This is a genomic window from Priestia sp. USM5 (assembly GCF_058323215.1).
Genome location: NZ_JBSGKN010000005.1, coordinates 39,477 through 64,437, shown reverse-complemented (window position 1 = coordinate 64,437; position 24,961 = coordinate 39,477). Strand labels below are relative to the sequence as shown.

At 35.4% G+C, this 24,961-nt stretch carries 18 protein-coding genes and 3 pseudogenes; 17 read left to right on the top strand and 4 right to left on the bottom strand.

What is annotated here, in order from left to right; all coding sequences use genetic code 11:
* Positions 1 to 140: 140 nt before the first annotated feature.
* Positions 141 to 700, top strand: a pseudogene (locus ACWATA_RS27155) (L,D-transpeptidase).
* Between the two features lie 380 nt (positions 701 to 1,080).
* On the opposite strand, the gene ACWATA_RS27150 reads toward ACWATA_RS27155, so the two are convergent.
* The 4 genes and pseudogenes from ACWATA_RS27150 to ACWATA_RS27135 form a co-directional block, all read right to left on the bottom strand.
* Positions 1,081 to 2,643, bottom strand: a complete 1,563-nt coding sequence (locus ACWATA_RS27150; protein WP_233335251.1) for an FGGY-family carbohydrate kinase — start codon at positions 2,641 to 2,643, stop codon at positions 1,081 to 1,083.
* 42 nt (positions 2,644 to 2,685) lie between these two features.
* Positions 2,686 to 2,892, bottom strand: a pseudogene (locus tag ACWATA_RS27145) (SDR family oxidoreductase); the annotation flags it as partial.
* Positions 2,893 to 3,166: 274 nt separating this feature from the next.
* Complete coding sequence (locus ACWATA_RS27140; RefSeq protein ID WP_233335249.1) at positions 3,167 to 3,934, bottom strand: SDR family oxidoreductase; 768 nt, start codon at positions 3,932 to 3,934, stop codon at positions 3,167 to 3,169.
* Between the two features lie 631 nt (positions 3,935 to 4,565).
* Positions 4,566 to 5,360 (bottom strand): DeoR/GlpR family DNA-binding transcription regulator, encoded by a 795-nt coding sequence (locus ACWATA_RS27135; RefSeq protein WP_221790230.1) that lies wholly within the window; start codon positions 5,358 to 5,360, stop codon positions 4,566 to 4,568.
* A gap of 488 nt (positions 5,361 to 5,848) precedes the next feature.
* Here ACWATA_RS27135 and ACWATA_RS27130 point away from each other — a divergent pair, with 488 nt between their 5' ends.
* The 16 genes and pseudogenes from ACWATA_RS27130 (at position 5,849) to ACWATA_RS27055 (ending at position 24,952) form a co-directional block, all read left to right on the top strand.
* Positions 5,849 to 6,964 (top strand): MDR/zinc-dependent alcohol dehydrogenase-like family protein, encoded by a 1,116-nt coding sequence (locus tag ACWATA_RS27130; RefSeq protein ID WP_233335248.1) that lies wholly within the window; start codon positions 5,849 to 5,851, stop codon positions 6,962 to 6,964.
* Between the two features lie 105 nt (positions 6,965 to 7,069).
* On the top strand, positions 7,070 to 8,338 hold the full coding sequence (locus ACWATA_RS27125) for an MFS transporter (RefSeq protein ID WP_473050459.1): 1,269 nt from the start codon (positions 7,070 to 7,072) through the stop codon (positions 8,336 to 8,338).
* 257 nt (positions 8,339 to 8,595) lie between these two features.
* The gene (gene rpiB, locus ACWATA_RS27120) at positions 8,596 to 9,066 is read left to right on the top strand and encodes a ribose 5-phosphate isomerase B (protein WP_233335247.1); all 471 of its coding nucleotides are present in this window, start codon (positions 8,596 to 8,598) and stop codon (positions 9,064 to 9,066) included.
* Positions 9,063 to 10,067: a dihydroxyacetone kinase subunit DhaK gene (locus ACWATA_RS27115; protein WP_233335246.1), complete on the top strand. Its 1,005-nt coding sequence runs from the start codon at positions 9,063 to 9,065 to the stop codon at positions 10,065 to 10,067. The genes rpiB (ACWATA_RS27120) and ACWATA_RS27115 overlap by 4 nt, the downstream gene beginning before the upstream one ends.
* A gap of 14 nt (positions 10,068 to 10,081) precedes the next feature.
* Positions 10,082 to 10,732, top strand: a complete 651-nt coding sequence (gene dhaL / locus ACWATA_RS27110) for a dihydroxyacetone kinase subunit DhaL (protein ID WP_455931092.1) — start codon at positions 10,082 to 10,084, stop codon at positions 10,730 to 10,732.
* A gap of 353 nt (positions 10,733 to 11,085) precedes the next feature.
* Positions 11,086 to 12,054 (top strand): class II fructose-bisphosphatase, encoded by a 969-nt coding sequence (gene glpX, locus ACWATA_RS27105; protein WP_233335244.1) that lies wholly within the window; start codon positions 11,086 to 11,088, stop codon positions 12,052 to 12,054.
* Positions 12,055 to 12,119: 65 nt separating this feature from the next.
* Positions 12,120 to 14,123, top strand: a complete 2,004-nt coding sequence (gene tkt, locus ACWATA_RS27100) for a transketolase (protein WP_233335243.1) — start codon at positions 12,120 to 12,122, stop codon at positions 14,121 to 14,123.
* Positions 14,124 to 14,309: 186 nt separating this feature from the next.
* Positions 14,310 to 14,921, top strand: a pseudogene (gene ribB / locus ACWATA_RS27095) (3,4-dihydroxy-2-butanone-4-phosphate synthase); the annotation flags it as partial.
* Positions 14,922 to 15,015: 94 nt separating this feature from the next.
* Complete coding sequence (pfkA, locus tag ACWATA_RS27090) at positions 15,016 to 15,981, top strand: 6-phosphofructokinase (RefSeq protein ID WP_233335242.1); 966 nt, start codon at positions 15,016 to 15,018, stop codon at positions 15,979 to 15,981.
* A 187-nt stretch (positions 15,982 to 16,168) separates the two neighbouring features.
* Positions 16,169 to 16,627 (top strand): ribose 5-phosphate isomerase B, encoded by a 459-nt coding sequence (rpiB, locus tag ACWATA_RS27085; protein ID WP_233335241.1) that lies wholly within the window; start codon positions 16,169 to 16,171, stop codon positions 16,625 to 16,627.
* Between the two features lie 208 nt (positions 16,628 to 16,835).
* A complete protein-coding gene (locus ACWATA_RS27080) occupies positions 16,836 to 17,321 on the top strand; it encodes a hypothetical protein (protein WP_216141243.1) in 486 nt (161 codons plus the stop codon).
* A gap of 1,158 nt (positions 17,322 to 18,479) precedes the next feature.
* The gene (locus tag ACWATA_RS27075; RefSeq protein ID WP_473050473.1) at positions 18,480 to 20,189 is read left to right on the top strand and encodes a PucR family transcriptional regulator; all 1,710 of its coding nucleotides are present in this window, start codon (positions 18,480 to 18,482) and stop codon (positions 20,187 to 20,189) included.
* A 277-nt stretch (positions 20,190 to 20,466) separates the two neighbouring features.
* On the top strand, positions 20,467 to 21,465 hold the full coding sequence (gene eutB / locus ACWATA_RS27070; RefSeq protein WP_473050472.1) for a hydroxyectoine utilization dehydratase EutB: 999 nt from the start codon (positions 20,467 to 20,469) through the stop codon (positions 21,463 to 21,465).
* A gap of 58 nt (positions 21,466 to 21,523) precedes the next feature.
* On the top strand, positions 21,524 to 22,408 hold the full coding sequence (pdxS, locus tag ACWATA_RS27065; RefSeq protein WP_216141246.1) for a pyridoxal 5'-phosphate synthase lyase subunit PdxS: 885 nt from the start codon (positions 21,524 to 21,526) through the stop codon (positions 22,406 to 22,408).
* 325 nt (positions 22,409 to 22,733) lie between these two features.
* A complete protein-coding gene (locus tag ACWATA_RS27060) occupies positions 22,734 to 23,918 on the top strand; it encodes a M24 family metallopeptidase (protein ID WP_473050471.1) in 1,185 nt (394 codons plus the stop codon).
* A gap of 29 nt (positions 23,919 to 23,947) precedes the next feature.
* Positions 23,948 to 24,952: a cyclodeaminase gene (locus ACWATA_RS27055; protein ID WP_233335239.1), complete on the top strand. Its 1,005-nt coding sequence runs from the start codon at positions 23,948 to 23,950 to the stop codon at positions 24,950 to 24,952.
* Positions 24,953 to 24,961: the final 9 nt, after the last annotated feature.

Below are 24,961 nucleotides of genomic sequence, written 5' to 3'. Positions count from 1 at the left end.
TCAGGGAACGTTTCTCTGCATGTCAAAATCGTAGATCAACTAGGTTTTTATTTATAAATGATTGTAAAGAAAAAGCATCTTTCTAATTGAAAGGTGCTTTTTTCGTTTCTTATAAAAATATAGAAAAGAGGAGAGTTTTTATGAAGAACATTTTTATAACATTAATGACCGTTTTTACCCTGTTAAGGTTGCATTATGTGGGGTAAATCAGGAGAAAATAGAAGCAGCAAGTAAACCAGCGAATCAAGATTTGATTATTATTAACAAGTATTACAACAAGCTTGCGTATTTTCACAATGGTTATATTGAAATCGTTGATCCAGTAGCAACGGGTAAAACTTGAGACAAAACACCCGTTGGCTTTTTTAAAGTCGTGAACAAAATTAAAAACCGTCCTTATTATACAGGGCATATTCCTGGGGGCGATCCTCGCAATCCATTAGGGAAACGTTGGTTAGGGTTAAATGCAAACGGTACGTATGGCGATACATACGGAATTCACGGTAACAACAATGAAAGCAGCATTGGAAAGTACGTGAGTCAAGGTTGTGTGAGAATGCACAATGCAGATGTTGAGAGGCTTTATGAAAAAGTTCAAGTAGGCACACTGGTTGCTATTACTTTTTCCTATAAGAGTTTTGTTGATCTAACTAAAGTTTATGGCTATAAATTCAAAGGTTGTAAAATGAAAAACAACTAATACCTAAGCAGCATTCCGTGTTTTTTATCAAGGAATGCCGCATTTTTTAATTGATAAAATGTTTATTTTTTTCTTCTTTTACCACTGTAAGGGTTAGTTAAAAAGTTTCCATTTATCATAGTTGCAGCTGTAATTTTCGTTTTTATCTCGTCTACTATTTTCATGAGGAACTCTTTAAAATAAAATATAACTGCAAACAAAATCTTAGTAGAACTAAGGTTTTTTATTTGAATTAAGTTTATCAAATTCTTTTATTCCTTCAAGCAAGCTTTAAAGTACTCTATTTAAAATACTTTTAGTATCAAATTGCACCCTAAATCGCCACCACCATATCCATCCTCTTTTTCCATTTATACATGTGTATTAATTATCCAACAATCTTAAATTGTCTTCTGTAGTAGACGATTTGCATTATTTTCGAGCGAAAGTCTCGTTAGCGTTTTCATATCATCTTTTAAGTTGTTATATATAGATTTGTAAACCTTGTAATAGTCATTATACTTTTCATGACTCTGCTTATTTGGCATGATTTTTTCATCTAACACTTGCCATTGTTTCACATCTTCATAAGATAACAATCCTGTTCCAATTCCAGCTAGCATGACATCTCCCATATTTGCCTCTACATCATGTATTGGACAAACAATCGGATAGCCAGTTACATCCGCAAAGATTTGTCTCCACAATTTTGATTTCGTTACTCCCCCGGCAAGCAGGATAGACTCACCCAGATTTTCTCCAGTCGCTTCCATTGCATCTCGCAAAGAAAATGCGACTGCTTCCAAAAATGCACGGTAAATATGAGCTTTTGTATGGGCTAATGAAAGTCCCACAATCGTTCCTTTTGCATCTGAATCCCAAACAGGACTTCTTTCTCCCATAAAGTAAGGAAGTACAATTAGACCTTCACTACCAACAGGAATGGTTTCTGCTTGTTCATTTAACGCATCATAGGCATTCTTTCCTCCGGATTTTTCCACTTCAACTTCAAATTGGCACATTGTTTGACGAAACCATTTTACAATCGCCCCTGCGGTAGCACCACCAGCAAAATAATAAGATAGTTTTTTTGCATCGTATAGATATGGCCAAACAATCAGATTTTTTCCCTTCACTGGTTTGTCTGAAACCAATGCTCCACACATCGAAGTTCCGATCGCTGCTGCATAAACACCTGGTTCAAATACCCCAAGCCCAATGTTTGCAGCACCGCAATCAATACCACTTGCTATCAGGGGCATTCCTTCGGAAAGCCCCAATTCAACTGCAGCTTCTTTCGTTAAATTGCCGACAATATCTGTTGATTCTACAATCTTCTCCGGCATCATTGACAGAGGAATACCTATCTCTTCCATCATTTCTTTAGACCAGCTTCTATTGTTCATATCAAAAATACCGCCGATATTTCCTGCAGAAGAATAATCAATCGCAATTTCTCCTGTTAGTTTATAAATAACGTAATCATTTGGGGGCAAAAATAGCTTTGTCTTTTTCCAGTTTTCTGGTTCATGGTTTTTCATCCATAAGATTTTGGTATAACCATAATAGGGGTCAGCGCCATTGTGAGTAATTTCTAAAAGTCTTTTTTCTCCAATGTTATCTAAAACCCATTTTGTTTCTTCTTCTGCTCTACGATCCATCCAAATCATACAAGGTCTCACCGGTTCCATATTTTCATCTAATGGAATACCAGAACCACCGTACAAACCACTAATAGCAAGTCCTTGTATTTTCCCCGCAGCAATTCCTGATTTCTGCACTGTATTTTTAATAGAAGCTTTGGCGGCATGAAGCCATACCTCAGGCCATTGCTCAGCCCATAACGGTTTTGGCGTCAATACATCATATTCCTGTAAATCTTGAGCAATTAGATTACCTTCCGTATCCATTAAAACTGTCTTGGTACCGGATGTTCCGATATCTGTACCGAGTAAATAATGCATAATATAGTCCCCCAATCTTGAAAACTAAAATCTGTTAATCTATTAAATATAAGTAAAGGCGCCATCTACTACAAAGTCTGCTCTTGTGGTGAAGCTAATAGTATCTCCAGCAAGATAGACACATATAGATTGAAGTTCTTCTGGTCTTCCCATTCTTTTAACATGTTCCATTTTATTCCATTTATCAATTATGAGCTGCAAACTTGGAGAATTTAATGTAAGTTCCGTACCCATATAGCCTGTACTAATACAAATAAGACAGATGAAATATCCCAACAATAAAGTGGAGCAATATATTATTATTTTATTTGAGTTTGTACATTTTATACAGCTGTTAACACACTCTGTCATATGTATCACTAACAAGAAACAGACTCACCGTAGAGTGACGTCTGCACAAAAATAAAACGAATTTATCCATAGACTATCTGGACTAGTTTCATATGCGGGCAGTTTAAGGAAAACAGCTCTTTATGTTTCTATTAAATACTACACTCCTAAGATATATAGATATTATCACCTGTTACTTAATCGTATTACCTCCGTCAATCACCATATTTTCACCAGTAATTAGGTTTGTCGCATCGCTGGCCAAAAACAAGGCAATAGCTGCAACTTCTTCAGGATATCCAAAACGCCCAAGTGGAATTTCTTTTTTCGCTTTTTCTCCTTTCTCCCCAGCCCAAGCTTTTTCCCCTAGTTCAGTTAAAATAACAGTAGGCGAGATAGCGTTTACTTTGATATCAAATTGAGCCCATTCATAAGCAAGTACTTTAGTCATTCCAAGAATTCCTGCTTTACTTGCAGCATAGGCAACATGATTATCTAATGCAATTAGTGCTGCCTGAGAAGCTAAGTTAATGATATTTCCGCCATTTCCTTGTTCAATCATCACAGTGCCAACTTTCTGGCACATTTTAAATGATCCAGTTAAATTAATGTCAATCGTCTTTTGCCAGTAATCATCAGAAATATTTTCTGCATCATCTAGTAAAGCAATACCAGCACAGTTTACTAGAATATCAATCTTACCGAAGTGATCTCTTATTTCTTGGATTGCAGAGTCCATACTTTCGTTTTTGGTAATATCGCATTGTACGCCAATGGCATTTTTTGAACTCAATTCCTTAGCTACTTCTTTCACAAAATCTTTTTGGTCAAAGATAGCAACTTTTGCCCCTTTTTCTATGTATAGTTCCGATATAGCTTTTCCAATTCCGCTTGCTCCACCTGTTACAATAGCAACTTTGTCTGTAATGTTGAAGTTTTTATCATATCCTTGAAAACCCATAAAATATCTCCCTTTCTATTAATATATTTCGGAAAGCGTTTTCATTATTGAATATTAAATTAACTATTTTTAGTTTAATATAAACTCAATCTTTTTTTCAATATTATTTTCATTTATTTTTACATTTTTTCGTTTTATTTTTCGTTTATTTTTAAATTATGTGAATTCGATGTTAGGATTACGACAATTTGAAGATAATTTAGAAATTTCTAATAGATTTTGTTCCTATGTAGGCAGTTCAAATAGTTTATGAATGTCATTAACAGATTTGCATGCAATGCTAAAAAATATCCAAAATCCTTCTCAAGGATTTTGGATATTTTTTAGCATTGTGATGGTCCCCTTTTTAGGATAATAAAACGTATGTCCAGATGAGGTAAGACAAAGTTGGATTTTATACCCGTTGATTGCAGACATTTTATATTTTAATGTTATAAGTAGAATCTTTATCTGCCTTATTAATAAGACAGGGGGGAAATAAGAGGTAGCCAAGGCTTTTTAGAAAGCACTAGGCTATTTTTTATTGTGTTTAGAGGTGAGGGACACTCTTCAAAGTTATTACTGGTACAGAAGCACCAGTAATAATGAAAGGTATATCCCATAAATATTTTATTTGTATTCAAAAATAGGATTAATGGATATTTCCATCAGCTGATACTACTATTGTTTTAATGTTTTGTTCTTTTAACTTTTTTATTTCACTATCTTGCATAACATAATTAGTTATCAGAGTATCAATCTGATTTAACGAAGCGAATGAGGCAATTGAGTTTTTATTAATTTTACTATGGTCCAGTAAAGCAACTACCTTTTTTGAAGCATTAACCATTGCTTTTTTTAATTCTACTTCATATACGCTAAAATCAGTCAATCCAGATTCGAAAGAAAAGCCATTAGCTGAAGTAAACATTAAATCTATATTAATTTGATTTAAAATGTTTATTCCTAGACTACCTTCCAGAGAATATGAATTTCTTTTTACGATACCTCCTAATAAGATAACGGTGATATCGGGATGATCATGTAACTCAAGAGCAGTATTGATACCACTTGTGACAACGGTTAATCGGATTTGCATCTCTTTTAGAATACGTGCAAGTTCAAGAGCTGTTGAACTTGCATCCAATGTAATACATTGTCCATCCGAAATTAATTCAACGGCCTTTTTGGCGATAGAATATTTTTCGTTTTTATTTTTTCTTTCTCTAGTAGAAAAGCTAATTTCTGTATCTAAATTTTCTGCTAACATGGCTCCTCCATGAGTTCGTTGAAGTAAACCATCCTCTTCCATTTTAGTCAAGTCTGTTCTTAAGGTAGCTTCTGATACTTTAATTTCTTTAGAAAGTTCTTTTATTGTAACTCTTTGCTTTTCATTTAATTTTTCTAGTATTATTTTTCTTCTTTCTGGAGCAAACATTTTTTCCATGATATCACCTACAAATTTGATTATTTTTTCACTTTATAGCATAAAGTTAAAGTTTTTAAATAAGGAAATAAAAAACAAAAAAAAATTATCGTTTATTATAATTATATTACATCATTTATTATTAACAATGTAAAACATTTATAAAACAAAAATAAATGAAAGTAAAGAACAAAAAAAGAAAAAAATAAATTGACTATTCAATAGTAAAAGTAATACAATGAAAAAAACAATTAATTAACGCAAGCAAATGAAACTAAAAAGGTGTATATTTAAATTAAACAATTTGTACCCTATAGTAATTCTTAGTGTGCTTAGACGTTAATAAATATTTTTTATTTATAATGTAAGCGTTATACATCCTAGAGGGAATGGTACTAAAACTTAAATCTATGATGGACTACTCGATATGTTATCCATAATTAAAGATTATGGCCTACATAGAACTAAACAAAGAAATTTTTCATTATACAGGATAAGGGGAGATATTTATGTGTACTAACACTAATACAATTCAAGAACTTGATAAGGTAAGCATTCCTAAAACTATGAAAGCAGTAGTAGCTTATGAACCTGGTGATTATCGATTAGAAGAAGTTTCAGTCCCTGAAATTGGAGAAGGAGAGATCTTAGTCAAAGTTGAAGCGTGTGGGATTTGTGCAGGAGATTTGAAAGCGTTTGATGGAGCTCCAAGCTTCTGGGGAGATGAGACACAACCAGCTTATATTAAAGCTCCTATGATTCCAGGTCATGAATTTATCGGTCATGTTGTAGCACTCGGTGAGGGTGTAGAAGGTTTTGAAGTCGGAGATCGAATTATTTCTGAGCAAATCGTTCCTTGTGAAAAATGTCGTTTTTGTAAGCGTGGTCAATATTGGATGTGCGAAAAACACGATCTATATGGATTTCAAAACAATGTAAATGGTGCAATGGCTGAATATATGAAATTCCCAAAAGAAGGGATTAATTATAAAGTTCCAGACGATTTACCAATTGAAAAGGCAATTTTAATCGAGCCATATGCATGTTCTTATCATGCAGTTCAACGTGCTCAAATTGAGCTTGGAGATGTGGTGGTACTGGCAGGAGCAGGAACGTTAGGACTTGGAATGATTGGGGCGATAAAAAAATCAGGACCAGGAAAACTAATTGTATTAGATTTGTTTGAGGATCGCCTAGAAATGGCGAAGAAGTTCGGTGCAGATATGGTAATAAACCCTGCAAAAGAAGATGCTATTTCAATTGTAAAAGAATTAACAGATGGTTATGGATGTGATGTCTACATTGAAGCCACAGGAGCCCAAAAATCAGTCGAGCAAGGATTGACGATGATTCGTAAACTAGGCACATTCGTGGAATTCAGTGTCTTTAAAGAACCTGTTACAGTTGATTGGAGTATTATTAGTGATCGTAAAGAGCTTGATGTATTAGGCTCTCATTTAGGCCCTTATTGCTATGAACCTGTAATTAAGGGTATTGCCAATGGAGATCTTCCAACAGAAGGAGTAGTTACTCACGAGTTACCATTAGAAGAGTTTGAAAAAGGATTTCAACTTGTGAAAAATGGAGCTGAATCATTAAAAGTGGTTCTTAACCCTAATCTATAAATAGCCTGTAAGTACATTCAGTTAGAAAAATAGGTTCTTGTTAGAAATTCAAGAGCCTATTTCCTATATTTGCATAAACAACGTAAATAATAAGGGGGAAAAAGCGTGAAGCAAGGGTTATTAAGTAAAATGGGCATGGATTCAAAAATGGCACTAGGATACTTTGGTGTAATGATTTTTATGATGGGAGATGGGCTTGAACAAGGTTGGCTTTCTTCTTATTTAATGGATCATGGTTTGACAGTTCAACAATCAGCTCTATTATTCTCAGTTTATGGTTTAGCAGCTGCGGTTGCAGCATGGCTTTCAGGAGTATTAGCAGAGATTTTAGGACCCCGAAAAGCTATGATGTTAGGTTTATCTTTATTTATAATAGGTTCTATAATCTTTTTAACAGTCGGATTACCAACGATGAATCTTGCAATAATGATCCCTACATATTCTCTTAGAGGACTCGGTTATCCACTTTTTGCTTATTCTTTCTTAGTTTGGGTAACATATTATGCACAGAGTGATAAGCTTGGTACAGCAGTAGGGTGGTTTTGGTTTGCTTATAGTGGCGGTTTAAGTGTATTAGGTTCATATTATTCAAGCTTTGCCCTTCCTATTTTAGGTGAAATGGGAACCTTGTGGAGCGCTATAGTATTTGTTGCTTTAGGTGCAACAGTCGCACTTTTTCTTAATAAGGGAGATACACACACTCAAAAATTCCAGACTAAACAGGAAGCAATGAAATACTTAATAAAAGGAATTACAATTGCATTTGAACGACCAAAGATCGGTCTAGGTGGTATTGTTAGAACGATAAACACATCTGCAGCATATGGTTTTGTTGTATTTATGCCAGCTTTTATGATGGAAATTGGTTTTTCGAGAACAGAATGGTTACAAATTTATGGTTCACTTTGGACAAGTAATATTATTTTTAATCTTATCTTTGGAATTGTTGGAGACAAACTTGGTTGGCGTAATACAGTAATGTGGTTTGGTGGAGTAGGTTGTGCGGTATTTACAGCAGCATTCTATTATATCCCATTAATGATAGGCCCAAATTATTGGATAGCAACAGCAGTAGCTGCAGGATTTGGAGCTTGTTTGGCAGGCTATGTACCTTTATCTGCCCTAATTCCTTCATTGGCTCCTGAGAATAAAGGAGCAGCTATGTCAATTTTAAACCTTGGAGCAGGTTTGAGTACTTTTGTTGGTCCTGCCATTGTAGGCGCTTTCATAGGCGGAGTAGGGACTGTAGGGATTATCTGGATCTATACAGCATTATACTTATTTAGTGCATTTCTGATGAAATTCGTTAAACTTCCTAAACAGCAGGAAAAAAGTCAATCTATTGGAAAAGAGAACCTTGAGGCCGCAAAGTAACGATATAGGGGTAAGTAATAATGAATAAAGAGTTAGTGGATAAGAACGTCTATATATAGACGTTCTTATCTTTTTTTAAAGAATTATTTTTATAATAGCAATCGAAATGTTAAATAAAAAATAAAAAACGATAAAAAATGAAAGTAAAAATAAATAAAATATTGACAAATTTTATAATAGATGAAAAAATAAGACTATAAACGAAAGTTAATGAAAAATTATAGAAAAACAAAAAATTACATAAAGGTGGTTTTATAATGAAAATTGGATTAGGTTCAGATCATAATGCATTTGATATGAAAGAAAGCTTAAAAAAATATATTCAAGAATTAGGTCATGAGGTGTATGATTATGGGTGTACTGATTCTTGTAGCGAAGTAGATTATCCAGAAGTAGCGTTCCAAGTGGCTGGTGATATAAAGGAAAATAAACTAGACAGAGGTATTTTAGTTTGTGGTACAGGTATCGGAGTGGCAATTGCAGCTGGAAAGGTTCCAGGGATTCGAGCAGCATTATGCCATGATACATATTCTGCAGAACGCGCTCAAAAAAGTAACAATGCACAAGTACTAACAATGGGGGCAAAAGTCATTGGCATTGAACCTGCTAAACAAATTGTAAAGGCTTACTTAGAATCTGATTTCCCTGGAGGAAACTCCGCAAGAAAGGTAAAACAGATTAATGATAAAGAACAAGAATTTTTAAAGGGAGCAGGTAGTCTAATATGAAGAAGCTAATTAACAACCCAAACAATGTTGTAGATGAAATGATAGAAGGGTATGTCAAATCTCATCCTCAACATGTTAAACAACTACTTGAAAATAAACGATCACTTATTACTGCAAAAGAAACACGTGAAGGAAAAGTTGGTATATTAATTGGAGGAGGTTCTGGACACGAGCCTGCTTTCATGGGATATGTAGGGGATGGAATGGCAGACGGCGTTGCTATTGGTAACATTTTCGCTTCCCCGCCTCCAGATCCCATTCTAGAGGTAACAAGAGCAATTGATAAAGGAGCAGGCGTGGTTTATGTTTATGGTAACTATGCCGGAGATGTAATGAACTTTGGAATGGCAGCAGAACTAGCTGATTTGGAGTATGGCACACAAGTAGGAATGGTACTAGTAACTGATGACGTGGCTTCTGCTCCGAAAGAAGAGAGTGAAAAGCGTAGAGGTATTGCGGGTGAGTTTTTTGTGACAAAAGCTGCAGGCGCAGCTGCGGACAAAGGATACAACTTAGAAGATGTAGTGAGAGTAGCCAAAAAAGCAAATGACCACACACGTACAATGGGTGTTGGGTTAACTCCATGTTCGTTACCTCAAACTGGAAAGCCAAGTTTTGAGCTTGAGGAAAATGAAATGGAAATTGGCCTAGGTCACCATGGCGAACCGGGAATTGAGAAAGGTGAACTTCAACCTGCTGACCAAGTGGCAGATCGTTTAGTAAATGATATTTTAGCTGATATGCCTATTGAAAAAGGAGAAAAAGTGGCTGTTCTTGTAAACGGTTTAGGTTCTACGACAAGAATGGAATTATATATTATGTTTAGAAGAGTGGAGCAAATTCTTAGTGAAAAGGGAATAAAAATTCATTATTCATATGTAGGCGATTACAGTACCTCTTTAGAAATGGGTGGCTGTTCAGTTACATTAATGAAATTAGATGATGAGTTAACAGAGCTTGTTGATTACCCTGCTGATTGCCCAATGTATGTCCAAAAATAAGGAGGTTGTTTAACATGAAATTTACTGCAGAAGACTTAAAAACATTTTTAAAGAACGTAGTCAATGTGATCGAGGAAAATAAGGATTATTTATCAGAGCTTGATCGAAAATTAGGTGATGGGGATCATGGTGTGACCATGTCGATTGGCTGGCAAGCAATTGATGAAAAATTAAACGGTGAACTCCAAAGTGAACAGGATTGTGGAAAAATTTGTATCACTACAGGCCGTACTTTCTTGAGTGCTGTAGGTTCTTCTGTAGGTCCATTGTATGCAACAGGGTTTTTAAGAGGAGCAAAAGTATTCCAGAACAAATCAGAACTAACAGGTGAAGATTTAAAAGATTTCTGGATTGCCTTTATTGAGGGTATAAAAGAGCGAGGAAAAGCTGAAGTGGGTGACAAAACTATGATTGATACACTTCAACCAGCATTAGAGAGCTTAGAGCATAATTTTAATCAAACAAATGACTTTAGAAAATCCTTTCTTCAAGCTGTTTCTGATGGAGAAAAAGGTATGGAATCTACGAAGAATTTATTGTCTAAGAGAGGGAGATCAAGCCGTTTAGGAGAAAGATCATTGGGTTGCCAAGATCCAGGTGCAACATCGGCTTTCTTAATTCTTTCTATGTTCTTGACGACAATTAATTCTGTACAAACAGTTTAAGTTATAAGAAGTAAAGAGGAAACAAATATTATCAAATAGTTAAATAATTAATAAAGAAAAAAGAGAATCCATCTGCAATAAATAGTATACATAAAGGATATTTAATATGTAGATGGATTTCTATATAATTGATTAGTTACGATACATTGTTATAAATCACTTCTTGATTTAGTGAAATATATATGAATACTGATACAGTACGGTTACCTTCCATATATGAGTTTATAGAAAAGGTCGTATTAGACCATTATTATGACAGATTTTATGGATTGATATCTCATAATTATAAATGAATATTTATTCACTAACTTGTATATTAATACCTTGATTAAATTTAAACTAGGAGGAAGGTCATGAAGACTAAAGCAGATGTCGTGAATCAGGATTATGTTCGGGCATTAGCAATGGAATTTCTTACGGTAGCACAGCAAGCTGCCATCGCTTCTTATCCATGGGTAGGAAAAGGGAATAAAAATGAAGCTGATGGAGCTGGTACAGAAGCTATGCGTAATCAGCTGAATCTCATTGATATGAAAGGCTTAATTGTAATTGGCGAAGGGGAAATGGACGAAGCACCTATGCTTTATATTGGTGAAGAACTTGGTACAGGAAAAGGACCTCAATTAGATATCGCTGTTGATCCGGTTGAAGGAACTAGCTTAATGGCGAAAGGACAGGATAACTCACTTGCTGTCATTGCTGTTTCTAAAAAAGGGAGTTTACTACATGCTCCAGATATGTATATGAAAAAAATCGCTGTAGGCCCAAAAGCAAAAGGTTGTATAGATATTAATGCCCCTTTAACAGAAAATATGAAGTCAGTTGCTAAAGCTTTAGGAAAAGATGTAAAAGAACTAACAGTCATGATCCAAGATCGCTCCCGTCATAATGAATTAATTAAACAAGTATTTGAGATGGGTGCTAGAGTTAAATTGTTTTCTGATGTAGATATTACTGGAGCAGTTGCTACAGCGATTGATGAAATGAACGTTGATATATTAGTAGGGACAGGTGGTGCTCCAGAAGGAGTTATTGCTGCAACTGCTTTAAAATGTTTGGGTGGAGATTTCCAGGCTAAACTCGTTCCTCAGAATCAAGAAGAATTTATCCGTTGTATTGAGATGGGATTAGTAGACCCTGAAAAAGCGTTAACTATAGATGAAATTGTTCAATCAGATGATTGCTTTTTTGTAGCCACAGGAATTACCGACGGAACTTTGTTAAAGGGTGTCAGAAAGAAAGAAGATGTTATGATAACACACTCTTTCGTAGCAATCGGAGGAAAAATGAACAACTTTCAATTTATTGAATCTCGTCATTAATATGAGAAGTTATAGATGGAGTTATGTAATGATTGCTTATTTAGAAATCTAAAGGGGGAAAAACTATGATTGAACAAAAAATAAATGTTGATCAACTATCAATTGATACTATTAGAACATTATCAATTGATGCCATTGAGAATGTTGGGTCAGGCCATCCTGGAATGCCTATGGGTGCTGCGCCTATGGCCTACACACTCTGGGCCAAATTTATGAATTATAATCCAAGTAATCCAAATTGGTTCAATCGCGATCGTTTTATACTATCTGCAGGCCATGGGTCTATGTTGTTATACAGTTTACTGCATTTAACAGGTTATGATCTGTCACTAGATGACTTGAAAAACTTCCGCCAGTGGGGGAGTAAAACACCTGGTCATCCTGAATTTGGTCACACACCTGGAGTGGATGCTACAACAGGTCCTTTAGGGCAAGGAATTGCCATGGCAGTTGGCATGGCAATGGCTGAAAGACATTTAGCATCTACATACAATCGTGAAAACCTTAATGTTATTGATCACTATACCTATAGCATTTGTGGTGATGGAGATTTGATGGAGGGGGTATCTGCAGAAGCTGCTTCTCTTGCAGGGCATCTTAAACTTGGCCGATTGGTCGTAATGTACGACTCAAATGATATTTCCCTTGACGGAGATCTTCATATGTCTTTCAGCGAAAGTGTTGCGAACCGTTTTAAATCCTATGGATGGCAAGTACTTCGTGTCGAGGACGGCAATGATGTAGAGGCAATAGCTAAAGCACTAACTGAAGCAAAGGCGAACGAAGAACAACCGACTCTAATTGAGGTTAAAACCATTATTGGTTATGGATCACCAAATAAAGGCGGTAAGTCTGACTCACACGGTTCACCACTTGGACCAGATGAACTAAAGCTTGTAAAAGAACAGTATAACTGGAAGTATGAAGAGGAATTCTATATTCCTGAAGAAGTAAAATTATACTTTAAGCAACTAAAAGAAGTATCAGAGCGCAAGGAGCAAGTATGGAATGAGTTATTTGCAAAATATCGAGAAACATATCCAACACTCGCAGAGGAATTGCGAAAGTCCATTAAGGGAGAACTCCCAGAAAGTTGGGATGTGGACATTCCTATTTATCGTATAGGGGAAGATAAACTTGCTACTCGGACTTCTAGTGGCGAAGTGTTAAATGTTCTTGCGAAGAATGTTCCTCAGTTATTTGGTGGTTCTGCAGACTTAGCTTCATCTAATAAAACATTATTAAAGGGAGAAGGTAACTTTAGTTCTGCAGATTATAGTGGAAGAAATATTTGGTTTGGTGTCCGCGAATTCGCCATGGGTGCAGCTGTGAATGGAATGGCCCTTCATGGGGGAGTAAAAGTATTTGGAGCCACATTTTTTGTTTTCTCTGACTACTTACGCCCAGCCATTCGTCTTGCAGCACTAATGAAGCTACCTGTTATTTATGTATTTACACATGATAGCATTGCTGTGGGAGAAGACGGACCAACACATGAACCAATTGAACAACTCGCGTCCTTACGTGCAATGCCTGGCGTATCTACGATTCGACCAGCAGAGGGAAATGAGACAGCAGCTGCTTGGAAATTGGCAGTAGAAAGTAAAGAGGAACCAACTGCTCTTGTTCTTACACGCCAAGATTTGCCCACGCTAACTACTTTAGAAAAAGCATATGAGGGAGTTAAAAAAGGAGCTTATATCATATCAGAAGCAAAAAATAAAGCAGAGGGCTTGTTGTTAGCGTCTGGTTCTGAAGTTTCTCTAGCTGTTCAAGCCCAAAAAGCACTTGAACAGGAAGGTATTTATGTTTCAGTCGTTAGTATGCCAAGCTGGGATCGCTTTGAAAAACAATCTAATAGCTATAAAGAGAGTATACTTCCAAAGAATCTGAAAGCGCGTCTTGGCATAGAAATGGGTTCTTCGCAAGGCTGGAGTAGATATGTAGGTGATAATGGGAATGTGTTGGCAATTGATCAATTTGGGGCCTCAGGGAACGGAGATAAACTCATTCAAGAATATGGTTTTACAGTTAAAAACGTCATTTCCCATTTCAAAAAGCTTCTTTAATAATCTTAATTAAGTATATGCGACGATTATTATATCAATTAATTGAAGATTAATTATGAAGGAGCCTATTTTAACAGTATCGAGAGAAATTTTTCTTACTTTTAGGCAGACTCCCTTCATCCATTGGTGGGGAAGCTGCTTTTTTTATAAGAAAGAAAATACAAATTAAAAAGTGAGGTAACAAATATGTTTCATACAGTTGAAGAAGCATTAAAAGATTTAAGAAATGGAAAAGTGATTATTGTTTGTGACGATGAAAGCCGTGAGAATGAAGGGGATTTTCTAGCACTTGCTGAACATTCAACACCTGAAGTGATTAATTTTATGGCTCTTCATGGCAGGGGGTTAATATGTACACCCATTTCTGAACAATTAGCTATAAAATTTGGGCTAAACCTTATGGTTAACCATACTAATAATACAGATGCACACGGTACTGCTTTTACAATTAGCATTGATTATAAAACGACAACAACAGGTATTAGTGCATTTGAACGTTCTGAAACTATTCAAGCATTGCTACAAGAGGATGTAACAGCAAATGATTTTCGTCGTCCTGGTCATGTATTTCCTTTAATTGCAAAAAACGGTGGAGTACTTCGTCGGGCGGGTCATACGGAAGCAGCCGTTGATTTAGCACTATTAGCAGGCGGAAAGCCTGCGGGGGTTATTTGTGAAATTATGAAAGAAGATGGCACCATGGCACGAGTGCCAGATTTAATAACAATTGCCGAACAATTCAATTTAAAAATGATTACAATTAAAGATTTAATTACGTTTCGTTCTAAACTTGAAAAGTCGTATATCAAAAAGTAAACGTTTTTTACATTAAATAAGAATGTAGCTTATTAGAGTGGTGTAAATATATGATAGAGAAAAATGGAGGAAAAGAATGAAGAAAATTGCGGTATTAACAAGTGGAAGTGACGCACCAGGTATGAATGCAGCCATTCGTGCAGTCGTCAGAAGAGGAATTTTTAAAGGCCTAGATGTGTATGGGGTACAACATGGTTTTAAAGGTCTGATAGATGGTAATTTTGTCTTCATGAGCCTAGGCAGTGTAGGCGATATTATTCAGAGAGGAGGAACAATCCTACAGAATACACACTTTGAAAATTTTAAAACAGAGGAAGTTCAGAAACAGGCGTTAGCCCAACTAGTTGAGGCAGGTATTGAAGGACTAATTGTCATTGGCGGAGATGGTTCTTTTAAAGGAGCAGAAAAGTTAAACTACCATGGTTTCCCTACCGTTGGTATTCCCGCAACCATTGACAATGATGTTATAGGGACCGAATATACAATTGGGTTTGATACGGCTGTTAATACAGCAGTGAAAGCAATCGATAAAATTCGTGACACAGCTTCCTCTCATGATCGTACCTATGTTGTTGAAGTAATGGGCAGGGAATCAGGAGATATTGCCTTATGGGCGGGTATGTGTGCGGGTGCAGAGTCCATTATAATTCCGGAGGAAAAATACGAAGTGGAAGATATAATTACTCGTCTTAAACACGGCCATGAGCGAGGAAAGAGACATAGTATTATTGTAGTTGCTGAAGGGGCAGGGAAAGGGATAGGAACAGAACTTGGTAAAATCATTCAGGAGAAAACTGGATTTGAAACGAAAGTTACTATACTTGGCCACCTTCAACGTGGAGGATCTCCAAGTGCCTACGATCGAATGATGAGCAGTCAAATGGGGGCAAAAGCCGTAGATTTATTAGTAGAAGGTGAAAAAGGTATAATGATAGGTTTGAAAAATGGAGAACTAATTCATACACCTTTTGAGGAATCTATAAAGGAGAAGCAAATAGTTAACCTAAATATTTATCATTTGGCTAGAAGCCTCTCTATATAAAAAATGATTAGTCAAATGACATATTAAAAATAAACGGTAGGGGCAATTAGAGCGTGGTAAAGAAAAGTATATGAAATAAAGAGAACTAGTGGTAATTGTCTTCGTTGTGAAAAAGCGAATAAAAAATATTCATAATGAAGGTAAAGTGAACACAATTAGCAATCTAATTAAGAAATGGGGGTATAAGATGAAAGTAGCTATCGCTTCTGACCATAGTGGTTTAACAATTCGTAAGGAGATTATTTCTTTACTGAAGGAAATGAATATTAGTTATATTGACCTTGGCTGTGAGTGTGACACTTCGGTTGATTATCCAGACTTTGCATTTCTAGTAGCCGAAAAAGTGGCAAAAGGTGACGCATCACGTGGAATTTTGATTTGTGGAACAGGTATTGGAATGAGTATTGCAGCAAACAAAGTAAAGGGAATTCGTTGTGCACTTGTACATGATACGTTTAGTGCTAAAGCAACCAGAGAACATAATAATTCCAATATATTAGCTATGGGAGAACGTGTTATCGGTATAGGATTAGCCCGGGACATAGTTAAAATATGGATTGAGACTTCTTTTAAAGGTGGTAGACACGAAAATCGTCTTAATAAAATAAACAGTTACGATTTAAATAGTGACTTATCAAAAAAATAACCAGAATGATATATAAGAGCTAACAATTTTTATCGTATGTTTACTAAATCAAACTATTTTTAACTTATTTATGTTAAGTAAATAAATTTTTTATATATTTTTATTAAAAAATCATTTTTAGACGAAGATGATGACTTTTTATACATTTAACATATTTAATTAGAAAAAAGTTAAAATATGACTTCATCATGAGGGGATAAGAAGTAGAATGAGTGTATTAGATGCAAGAGTAATTAATACAACACATGGTTTAGAGACCTATTTAGATTTAATGGATAATATTGAATTGAAAAAAATTCATCTCCCAACTCTAAATAATCCATTTTATGAAATTCAATTTGGAATACAGTATTTTCGTTTAACAAAAGGAAAGTATTATGATAGTCAGAAAAACTATTTTAAAATTCGCATGAGTAGTGATTTTAATTCAGTTATATTAAAAGAAACTAGGATTCAAAGTTTATTTGCAGTTAAAAGTAATGATGAGAGGGCGGCTACAAAGCAACTGTTAGAGGAGTGGCTTATTAAAACTAATTCTTACAGAAAGTCTATATATATATTGATTGAAAAAGTAAAAAAAGAAAATATTTATACAGAAGAAGATATTCAGCATCAAATAAAAAAGATAAAATTTTTGGAGAAATTACTTGAACTAACAACAGAAGATATTCAAAATGCTTCTATAGAAAGGTGAATTCAATTATCAAGGTTAAAAAGAGGAGTCTGATGTGTAAATTTCAAACTAGCTGCAAGCAATCTCTAACACTTGATTTGTAGGGAGAAGTAAACCTTCCCCAAGTGGAAAAACTATCGTTGTAATCGTATTTTATAAGCAGTGAGATGATTCCTACAGCACAACCACAGTTTTGGTGATCTGATTGAAATGATGAAAGAATGCATACTCTCCTTTGCTCATACAACTATTATGTGCTGAGTTCATGAGCACGGCTCTAAATTAGATAAGCAAGTACCATATCATCTTAATGCAACCAATGATTTTGGGAAAATGGATGATGTGTACGTAATGTCTTTTTTCAGTCACACCCAATGGTAGCAAGAAAATAAAAGTTTCTAGATCGCCGAAATTTGCATCGAGTGAAGTTATATGTAAAACAAAAGTTAATTTCCTCAGAGAACGTTTCTCTGCATATTAGATACATATATTTAATGTTTTTCTCCCTGAAAATAGGTTATTTTTTATTTGACGAACAAATTATGCCCCTAAGAGGGCTACTTAATCAAGCTTGTTACTAGTTTTATTCCATTTATTTAATATTCTTAGAAATCAGTCCGAATACTGATAAAATACGTTGGTACAGTGTAAGCTATATGATTTTTTAAGCTTTTGGACAATAACCACGAAAAAGAGACTTGCTTTATGATGAAAGCAAGTTAAAAGAAGGATAATCGATAATCACGTTGGTAATTCCATTATAATCCAATAAGTTATAATGAGGCATTAAAATATGGTTAAAAAATAATTAAAAGTAAATTAATTGACAAAAAGGCATTAATTTATTTTTAATTTCAGTCGCATTAAATTCCATAATTCAAAGAAAATCCTTGACTTTATTCCTATAAGTGCTTCCGATGTATAGACACCGATTGCCGTTACTTATTTCTATATGATTTTTTGGGGTTTGAAAGGCATTTATGATTATAAATTTAAAGGTTGCAGGAAAAAAAACAATTCATACTCAAGCAGCATTTCGTGCTTTTTATCCTATTTAAATTAATTCGAAATTATAGTGGAAAATTAAAATATTAGTAGACAACTGCTATTTAATATGGTTTGCTGAATTCAAAGAATGTTTAATATATTCTTTAAATTCATTTCTCTAAGGAGGATCTTATGCGTTTAACAATCGAGCATATTTTAAACTTTGATATCATGAATACTGCAACGGTAAAGGCAGGAAAAGACATTATAAATCAAAAGTATGTTCAGTGGATTTCTGCAATTGAAATGCCTGTAGAAAATTTTGTGAGAAAAAATGAAGTCGTATTAACTACAGCAATTGGTTGCGGGCATGATTTGGAATTACTCAAAGGTTTTGTACAAGATATTATAGAATCAGAGGCTACGGCTCTTATTATTGCTGTAGGTCGTTACATATTTGATATTCCTAAGGAAGTTATTGAATTAGCAGAGAAAAAACAATTGATTATCATTGAGATTCCCTGGGAAGTTCGGTTTGCTAGTATTATTGAGAATGTGATGAAAGAATTAAATGACCTTAATTATAAGGAGTTCAAAAAATCAGAAAGAACTCAACAGGAACTCTTAAAATTAATTTTGCAAGGTGAGGATCTTGATTATATTTCTAAATTCGTTCAGACAGAAATAGGAGGACTAGTACTCATTACTGATCGAAATGGAACAATTGAAGGAATAAGCAGCCATAGCCGAAAGATTATAGAAAAATGGCCTCTGTATATTGAAAAAAATCTTATTCCGTCAACAGAGAGAACGACGTTAACACGTGATCCTATGTTTCAAAAATTTAAAAGTATTGCAGTAGAGGACCACACATTTCTACAACTCCCCATTCTTACCGTTTCAGGTGAAATACAAGGTTATTTATTTGTTATTTTACGCGCAGGGTTATCTATAGATTTATTTTTAACACAATACCGCGTCAATGTATTGGAACATGCTGTGACGACTATAGCTCTTTGGTTTTCTAAAAAAAATGCCATTGAAGATACAAAAATGCGTTTGCGCAGTGATTTTGTTCATGAACTCGCCAAGGGAGAATTTAACTCTTTGGAGCAGGCTCATTCAAGAGCCAAAGCTTTTGGTTATAACTTGAAATTGCCTTATATCTGTATTTTAGGTTTTCCGGAAAATTTAAAAAAGATTTTTCATACACAAAAAAAAGATCATGACTTGTTTGAACATTGGCTTGACAGTATGATTCACTATATTGAAGAAGAAATTTCATATGCAGCAAAGTCACTAAACAAAGGAGTAATGATGAGTTATCATGGGGAAGAATTGATTATTTTTCTAGAGGATAACTTAAAAAATAATAATGACAGCGCTAACAATTTTTTGAACTTGGTAGAGAGACGCTTGCGGAATTTGCTTCCTGAGGTAATCATATCATGGGGAACCGGAAATTATCATAAAGGTATTGTTGGGCTTAAGGAAAGCTATGAAAATGCAAAAGTAGCTTTAACTATTGGTAGAAATAAAAAAGGGTTAGGAGAGCGTATGTTATATGAGAATACGCGCATTGATCGTGTACTCCTAAATCTTGCTGAAAACGAGGAGGTGAAAGAAGTCATCTTATCTACCATTGGTCCGTTAGTGAAGTATGATGAACAGCGCAACATGGACTTAATAGGTACATTTACTACATACAATCATTATCATGGAAATGTGAGTCAAACGGCGAGGGCATTAAATCTTCATAGGCAATCTCTGATGTATAGATTAAGGAAAATTGAATCCTTGACTGGACTTTCGCTCATTGATCCTGACGATTTATTTTTATTAGATTTAAGTGTTAAAATTTGGAATTCAGGAATGTCAAACAAAGCGCTTAATTTAGTTTAAGCACTTAAATGAAAAACTATATAGTAGAATTGATAAGTTAATAAGAGCTGGAAGTTTAAAAGGTGATGACAAGGATTTTATTAGTCTTGTCATCATCTTATGTTGGATCTTGAAAGTTTTTACGTTCGAGATGCATTATTTAAAATTGTATGAAGAAATTAGCTTTTCATTAGCCACTTTCATCAATAGATTACTGAAAATTCAAACGTTATAATCAAAAGGAAGATATAAGTACTTGTTTTAATAATGAGAAGCTTAATATCAAGGAGGGAGAAGCTTGAATCATCTCAAGTCTGTAAGAAAAGAAAATGAATTAACCATTCTTAATATTTGGGAAGCAAAAAGAAGAATTGCTTCCATTATAAATAGGACTCCATTAATTCAATCTTATATTCTGTCTGAAAAAGCAGGACGTCCCGTTTATTTAAAGCTTGAGAATGTTCATGAGATTGGAGCATTTAAAGTAAGAGGAGCAGCTAATAAAATATTGAGTTTAAATGAAGAGGAGAAAAAGAGAGGAATTGCAACATTCTCAACAGGAAACCATGGAATGGCCGTAGCGTATGTAGCGAAAAAGCTTGGTATTGAGGCCGTAGTATGTATTTCAAAACGCGTTCCGAATGCAAAAGTTGATTCGTTGAAAAGACTGGGCGCAAAAATTGAAATTTACGGAGACAGTCAAGACGAAGCAGGGGAGCGCTGTTATGAGTTAGAAAAAGAGAAAGGGTTAACAGTTATAGAACCATTTGATGATCCGCATATTATCGCAGGACAGGGAACAATCGGGTTAGAAATACTAGAGGAAGTACCTGACTTAAAAGATGTGATTATTCCACTTTCAGGAGGAGGGTTGTTGTCAGGAATTGGATTAGCCTTAAAATCTAATGATCCGTCTATAAGAATAACGGGAGTCTCAATGGAGCATTCGGCTGTCATGTATGAAAGTTTAAAAGTAGGAAAATCAATAAAATTAGTAGAAAAAAATACTCTTGCTGATAGTTTATTGGGTGGGATCGGATTGGATAATAAATATACATTCCAGATGGTCCAGAAATATATGGATGATGTCCTGCTTATTCCTGAGGAAGAAATTTCCTATAGTATGGCTTTTATGATGGATAAGCATCGTATGATTATGGAAGGAGCCGCAGCTACGGGAGTTGCAGCAGTTTTAGGTAATAAAGTGGCTCATCAAGAAGGAGCTCTAGCTATTATTATCAGTGGACAAAATGTTGACCTTTCTATACTTCGTCAATTAATTCAAAATTATAGTTGAGTCAGGTACACTTTCAGGCACAGTATAAAACGAATAAAGATTTTTGGAGGAGAAAATAATGAAGAACATAGGAACAGATCGTGTGAAACGTGGAATGGCAGAAATGCAAAAAGGTGGCGTTATCATGGACGTTATTAACGCAGAGCAAGCAAAAATTGCAGAAGCAGCAGGAGCTGTTGCGGTTATGGCATTAGAGCGCGTTCCAGCCGATATCCGTGCAGCCGGCGGCGTGTCTCGTATGGCAGATCCAACAATTGTTGAAGAAGTGATGAATGCTGTATCCATTCCAGTTATGGCAAAAGCTCGTATTGGTCATATTGTCGAAGCACGCGTGCTAGAAGCAATGGGTGTAGACTATATTGATGAAAGTGAAGTTCTGACTCCAGCTGATGAGGAATTTCATTTGAATAAAAGTACGTTTACGGTTCCATTCGTATGTGGTTGCCGGGATCTTGGTGAAGCAGCAAGACGTATTGGTGAGGGTGCCGCAATGCTTCGTACAAAAGGGGAACCAGGGACGGGAAATATCGTCGAAGCAGTACGCCATATGCGCCAAGTAAATGCTCAAGTACGTAAAGTAGTGGGTATGGACGAAGATGAGTTAATGACAGAAGCAAAATTACTAGGTGCACCTTATGAATTATTACTTCAAATTAAACGTGAAGGCCGTTTACCAGTGGTGAACTTCGCAGCAGGCGGTGTAGCAACACCAGCTGATGCAGCGCTAATGATGCAGCTTGGCGCAGACGGTGTATTCGTTGGTTCAGGGATCTTTAAATCAGACAACCCTGAAAAATTTGCACGTTCCATTGTAGAAGCAACAACGCATTATCAAGATTATGAACTCATTGCAAACTTGTCAAAAGGATTAGGAAATGCCATGAAAGGAATTGAAATTTCATCATTATTACCAGAAAACCGTATGCAAGAACGCGGCTGGTAATGATAAATCTACATTATTCAAAAAAAGTAGCTCCATAAGGTGATGAAAAGGATAATATTATCCTTTTCATCACCTTATTTTATTCATTATATATAGATAAAGAAATTAATTATATAATTTTCTGTACCTTTATTATGTAAAGAAGCCTTACAAATGTTAAGAAATGAAAGGCCATTTTGTACGTTTTTTTGATAGTTTGACTAAAAAAGTCTTAAAAATTTCATACATTTTTGCGAATGTTAATTATTATCTTATTTAAATATAATTTAATTAAGAGATAAAATATTCAGAATATTAAGTTTGGAAAACAGGAGGAATCTATTCTATGTCATTTGGCACAACAGAATACAGAGAGAGAATTCAAAAAACAAAAGAAAAAATGACTGCTCAAGGAATTGAAGTATTGCTTATTACAGATCCAGCTAATATGAATTATTTGTCAGGCTATGACGGATGGTCTTTTTACGTACATCAAATGCTTGTCATCATTAATGATGAAGATCAGCCTATTTGGATCGGAAGAGGTCAAGATGCAAACGGAGCTAAAGTAACAACATGGCTTTATCATGAAAATATTATTCCATATCCAGATGATTATGTACAATCAGACACAAAACATCCAATGGATTTTGTAGCCGATATTTTAAAACAAATCGGCCAGGACAATCGTTCAATTGGTGTTGAAATGGAGAACTATTATTTTACAGCTAAATGTTATCAACAATTGCAAAAAGGTTTACCAAATGCCGCATTTAAAGATGCAACTCTTTTAGTAAACTGGGTTCGCCTTATTAAATCGAATGCAGAAATTGAATATATGAAGCGTGCTGCCACTATTGTTGAAAACGCGATGCAGGAGGGAATTGCATCAATTGATGTAGGTGTACGTGAATGTGATGTAGCTGCAAAAATATTCCATACACAAATAACTGGAACAAAAGAGTTTGGTGGGGACTATCCGGCCATCGTGCCTCTTCTTCCATCAGGTGAGAAAACATCTACGCCGCATTTAACTTGGACGGACGAGCGTTATAAACAAGGAGATACAGTTATTTTAGAACTGGCAGGCTGTTACAGACGCTATCATTCACCACTTGCTCGAACAGTAAATATTGGTAAGCCTTCAGATAAAGTACAACTACTTTCAGATGTTGTAGTAGAAGGATTAAATGCTTGCCTTGACATGATTAAGCCTGGCATAGCATGCGAAGAAATTGAAGAGACCTGGAGAAGAACAATTGAAAAAAGTGGGATTATAAAAGATTCACGTATTGGTTATGCAATGGGTCTTAACTATCCTCCTGATTGGGGCGAGCACACAGCAAGCATTCGTAAAGGAGATAAAACGATTCTCCAGCCAAATATGACGTTCCATCTTATTCCGGGCATTTGGCTAGACAGTTACGGATTTGAAGCAAGTGAATCATTCGGTGTAACCGAAACGGGATGTGAAACATTCGCCTCTCTTCCAAGGTCATTATTTATAAAAGATGGTGCATTGACTAACTAATAATTTATTCGCGGAGGTGAAGTACATCTATGTATATTTTTACGGAACCAGAACTAAAGCAGTATATTCAATTGAATCTGGAAGCTATCAATATTGTAGAAGAAGGGTTTACAAAATTAGCTAATAATCAGGTTGAAATGCCTCCGATCATGCGCATTGATCTTCATGATCAAAATGGGGAAGTGGACGTTAAGACAGCGTATGTCAAAGAAAAAGACATGTTTGCTATTAAAATTTCTTCAGGATTTTTTAATAACTATCAGCTGGGACTTCCAAGTGGAAATGGCATGATGATATTAATAAGCACTCAAACTGGTGTACCTCAAGCCATTCTTTTAGACAATGGATATTTAACAGAAGTTCGTACCGCTGCTGCTGGAGCCATCGCTTCCAAATACCTTTCTAAAGAACATGTGACGACAGTGGGAGTGATTGGAGCAGGAAGTCAGGCGAGATTCCAAGTCAGAGCACTAAAATTAGTACGCGACTTTGGTAAAGTACTTGTATATGCCCGTTCAACTGATCGTGCTAAAAAGTATGCACAAGACATGTCATTAGAGCTTGGAATTGAAGTTAAAGTCGTAGACAGTGCCGAAGCAGTAGTTAGAAACAGTGATACAGTCATCACAACAACTCCAGCAACAGAACCTATTATTAAAGCAGAATGGCTGCATCCAGGTCTTCATATTACAGCGATGGGATCAGATGCTGAACATAAACAGGAGTTGGAGGCCAAAGTGCTAGCACGGGCTGATAAGCTTGTATGTGATAAAAAGGAACAATGCGCTCGTTTAGGAGAACTTCATCACGCCTTTAATCAACGTATAGTAACGGATAATACCCCCATTATCGAACTAGGTCAACTCACTTCAAAAGAAGTACGAGGGAGAGAAAATGATGAGCAAATCACAATTTGTGATTTAACAGGGACAGGGGTTCAAGATACAGCAATCGCACTGTTTGCTTACAGCGAAATGGTGAAACGAAATGCAGGATGGAACGTTGAAAACAAAACATTGTCGTTAAAAAACTAATGAGGAGTG

Excerpts from the sequence above, each read along its gene's own strand:
- ACWATA_RS27055 (WP_233335239.1), top strand. The coding sequence starts at position 23,948 with ATGTATATTTTTACGGAACCAGAACTAAAGCAGTATATTCAATTGAAT.
- rpiB (WP_233335247.1), top strand. The coding sequence starts at position 8,596 with ATGAAAATTGGATTAGGTTCAGATCATAATGCATTTGATATGAAAGAA.
- ACWATA_RS27080 (WP_216141243.1), top strand. The coding sequence starts at position 16,836 with ATGAGTGTATTAGATGCAAGAGTAATTAATACAACACATGGTTTAGAG.
- ACWATA_RS27075 (WP_473050473.1), top strand. The coding sequence starts at position 18,480 with ATGCGTTTAACAATCGAGCATATTTTAAACTTTGATATCATGAATACT.
- dhaL (WP_455931092.1), top strand. The coding sequence starts at position 10,082 with ATGAAATTTACTGCAGAAGACTTAAAAACATTTTTAAAGAACGTAGTC.
- ACWATA_RS27060 (WP_473050471.1), top strand. The coding sequence starts at position 22,734 with ATGTCATTTGGCACAACAGAATACAGAGAGAGAATTCAAAAAACAAAA.
- tkt (WP_233335243.1), top strand. The coding sequence starts at position 12,120 with ATGATTGAACAAAAAATAAATGTTGATCAACTATCAATTGATACTATT.
- ACWATA_RS27130 (WP_233335248.1), top strand. The coding sequence starts at position 5,849 with ATGTGTACTAACACTAATACAATTCAAGAACTTGATAAGGTAAGCATT.
- pdxS (WP_216141246.1), top strand. The coding sequence starts at position 21,524 with ATGAAGAACATAGGAACAGATCGTGTGAAACGTGGAATGGCAGAAATG.
- ACWATA_RS27135 (WP_221790230.1), bottom strand. The coding sequence starts at position 5,360 with ATGGAAAAAATGTTTGCTCCAGAAAGAAGAAAAATAATACTAGAAAAA.
- ACWATA_RS27115 (WP_233335246.1), top strand. The coding sequence starts at position 9,063 with ATGAAGAAGCTAATTAACAACCCAAACAATGTTGTAGATGAAATGATA.
- ACWATA_RS27140 (WP_233335249.1), bottom strand. The coding sequence starts at position 3,934 with ATGGGTTTTCAAGGATATGATAAAAACTTCAACATTACAGACAAAGTT.
- ACWATA_RS27150 (WP_233335251.1), bottom strand. The coding sequence starts at position 2,643 with ATGCATTATTTACTCGGTACAGATATCGGAACATCCGGTACCAAGACA.
- rpiB (WP_233335241.1), top strand. The coding sequence starts at position 16,169 with ATGAAAGTAGCTATCGCTTCTGACCATAGTGGTTTAACAATTCGTAAG.
- pfkA (WP_233335242.1), top strand. The coding sequence starts at position 15,016 with ATGAAGAAAATTGCGGTATTAACAAGTGGAAGTGACGCACCAGGTATG.
- glpX (WP_233335244.1), top strand. The coding sequence starts at position 11,086 with ATGAAGACTAAAGCAGATGTCGTGAATCAGGATTATGTTCGGGCATTA.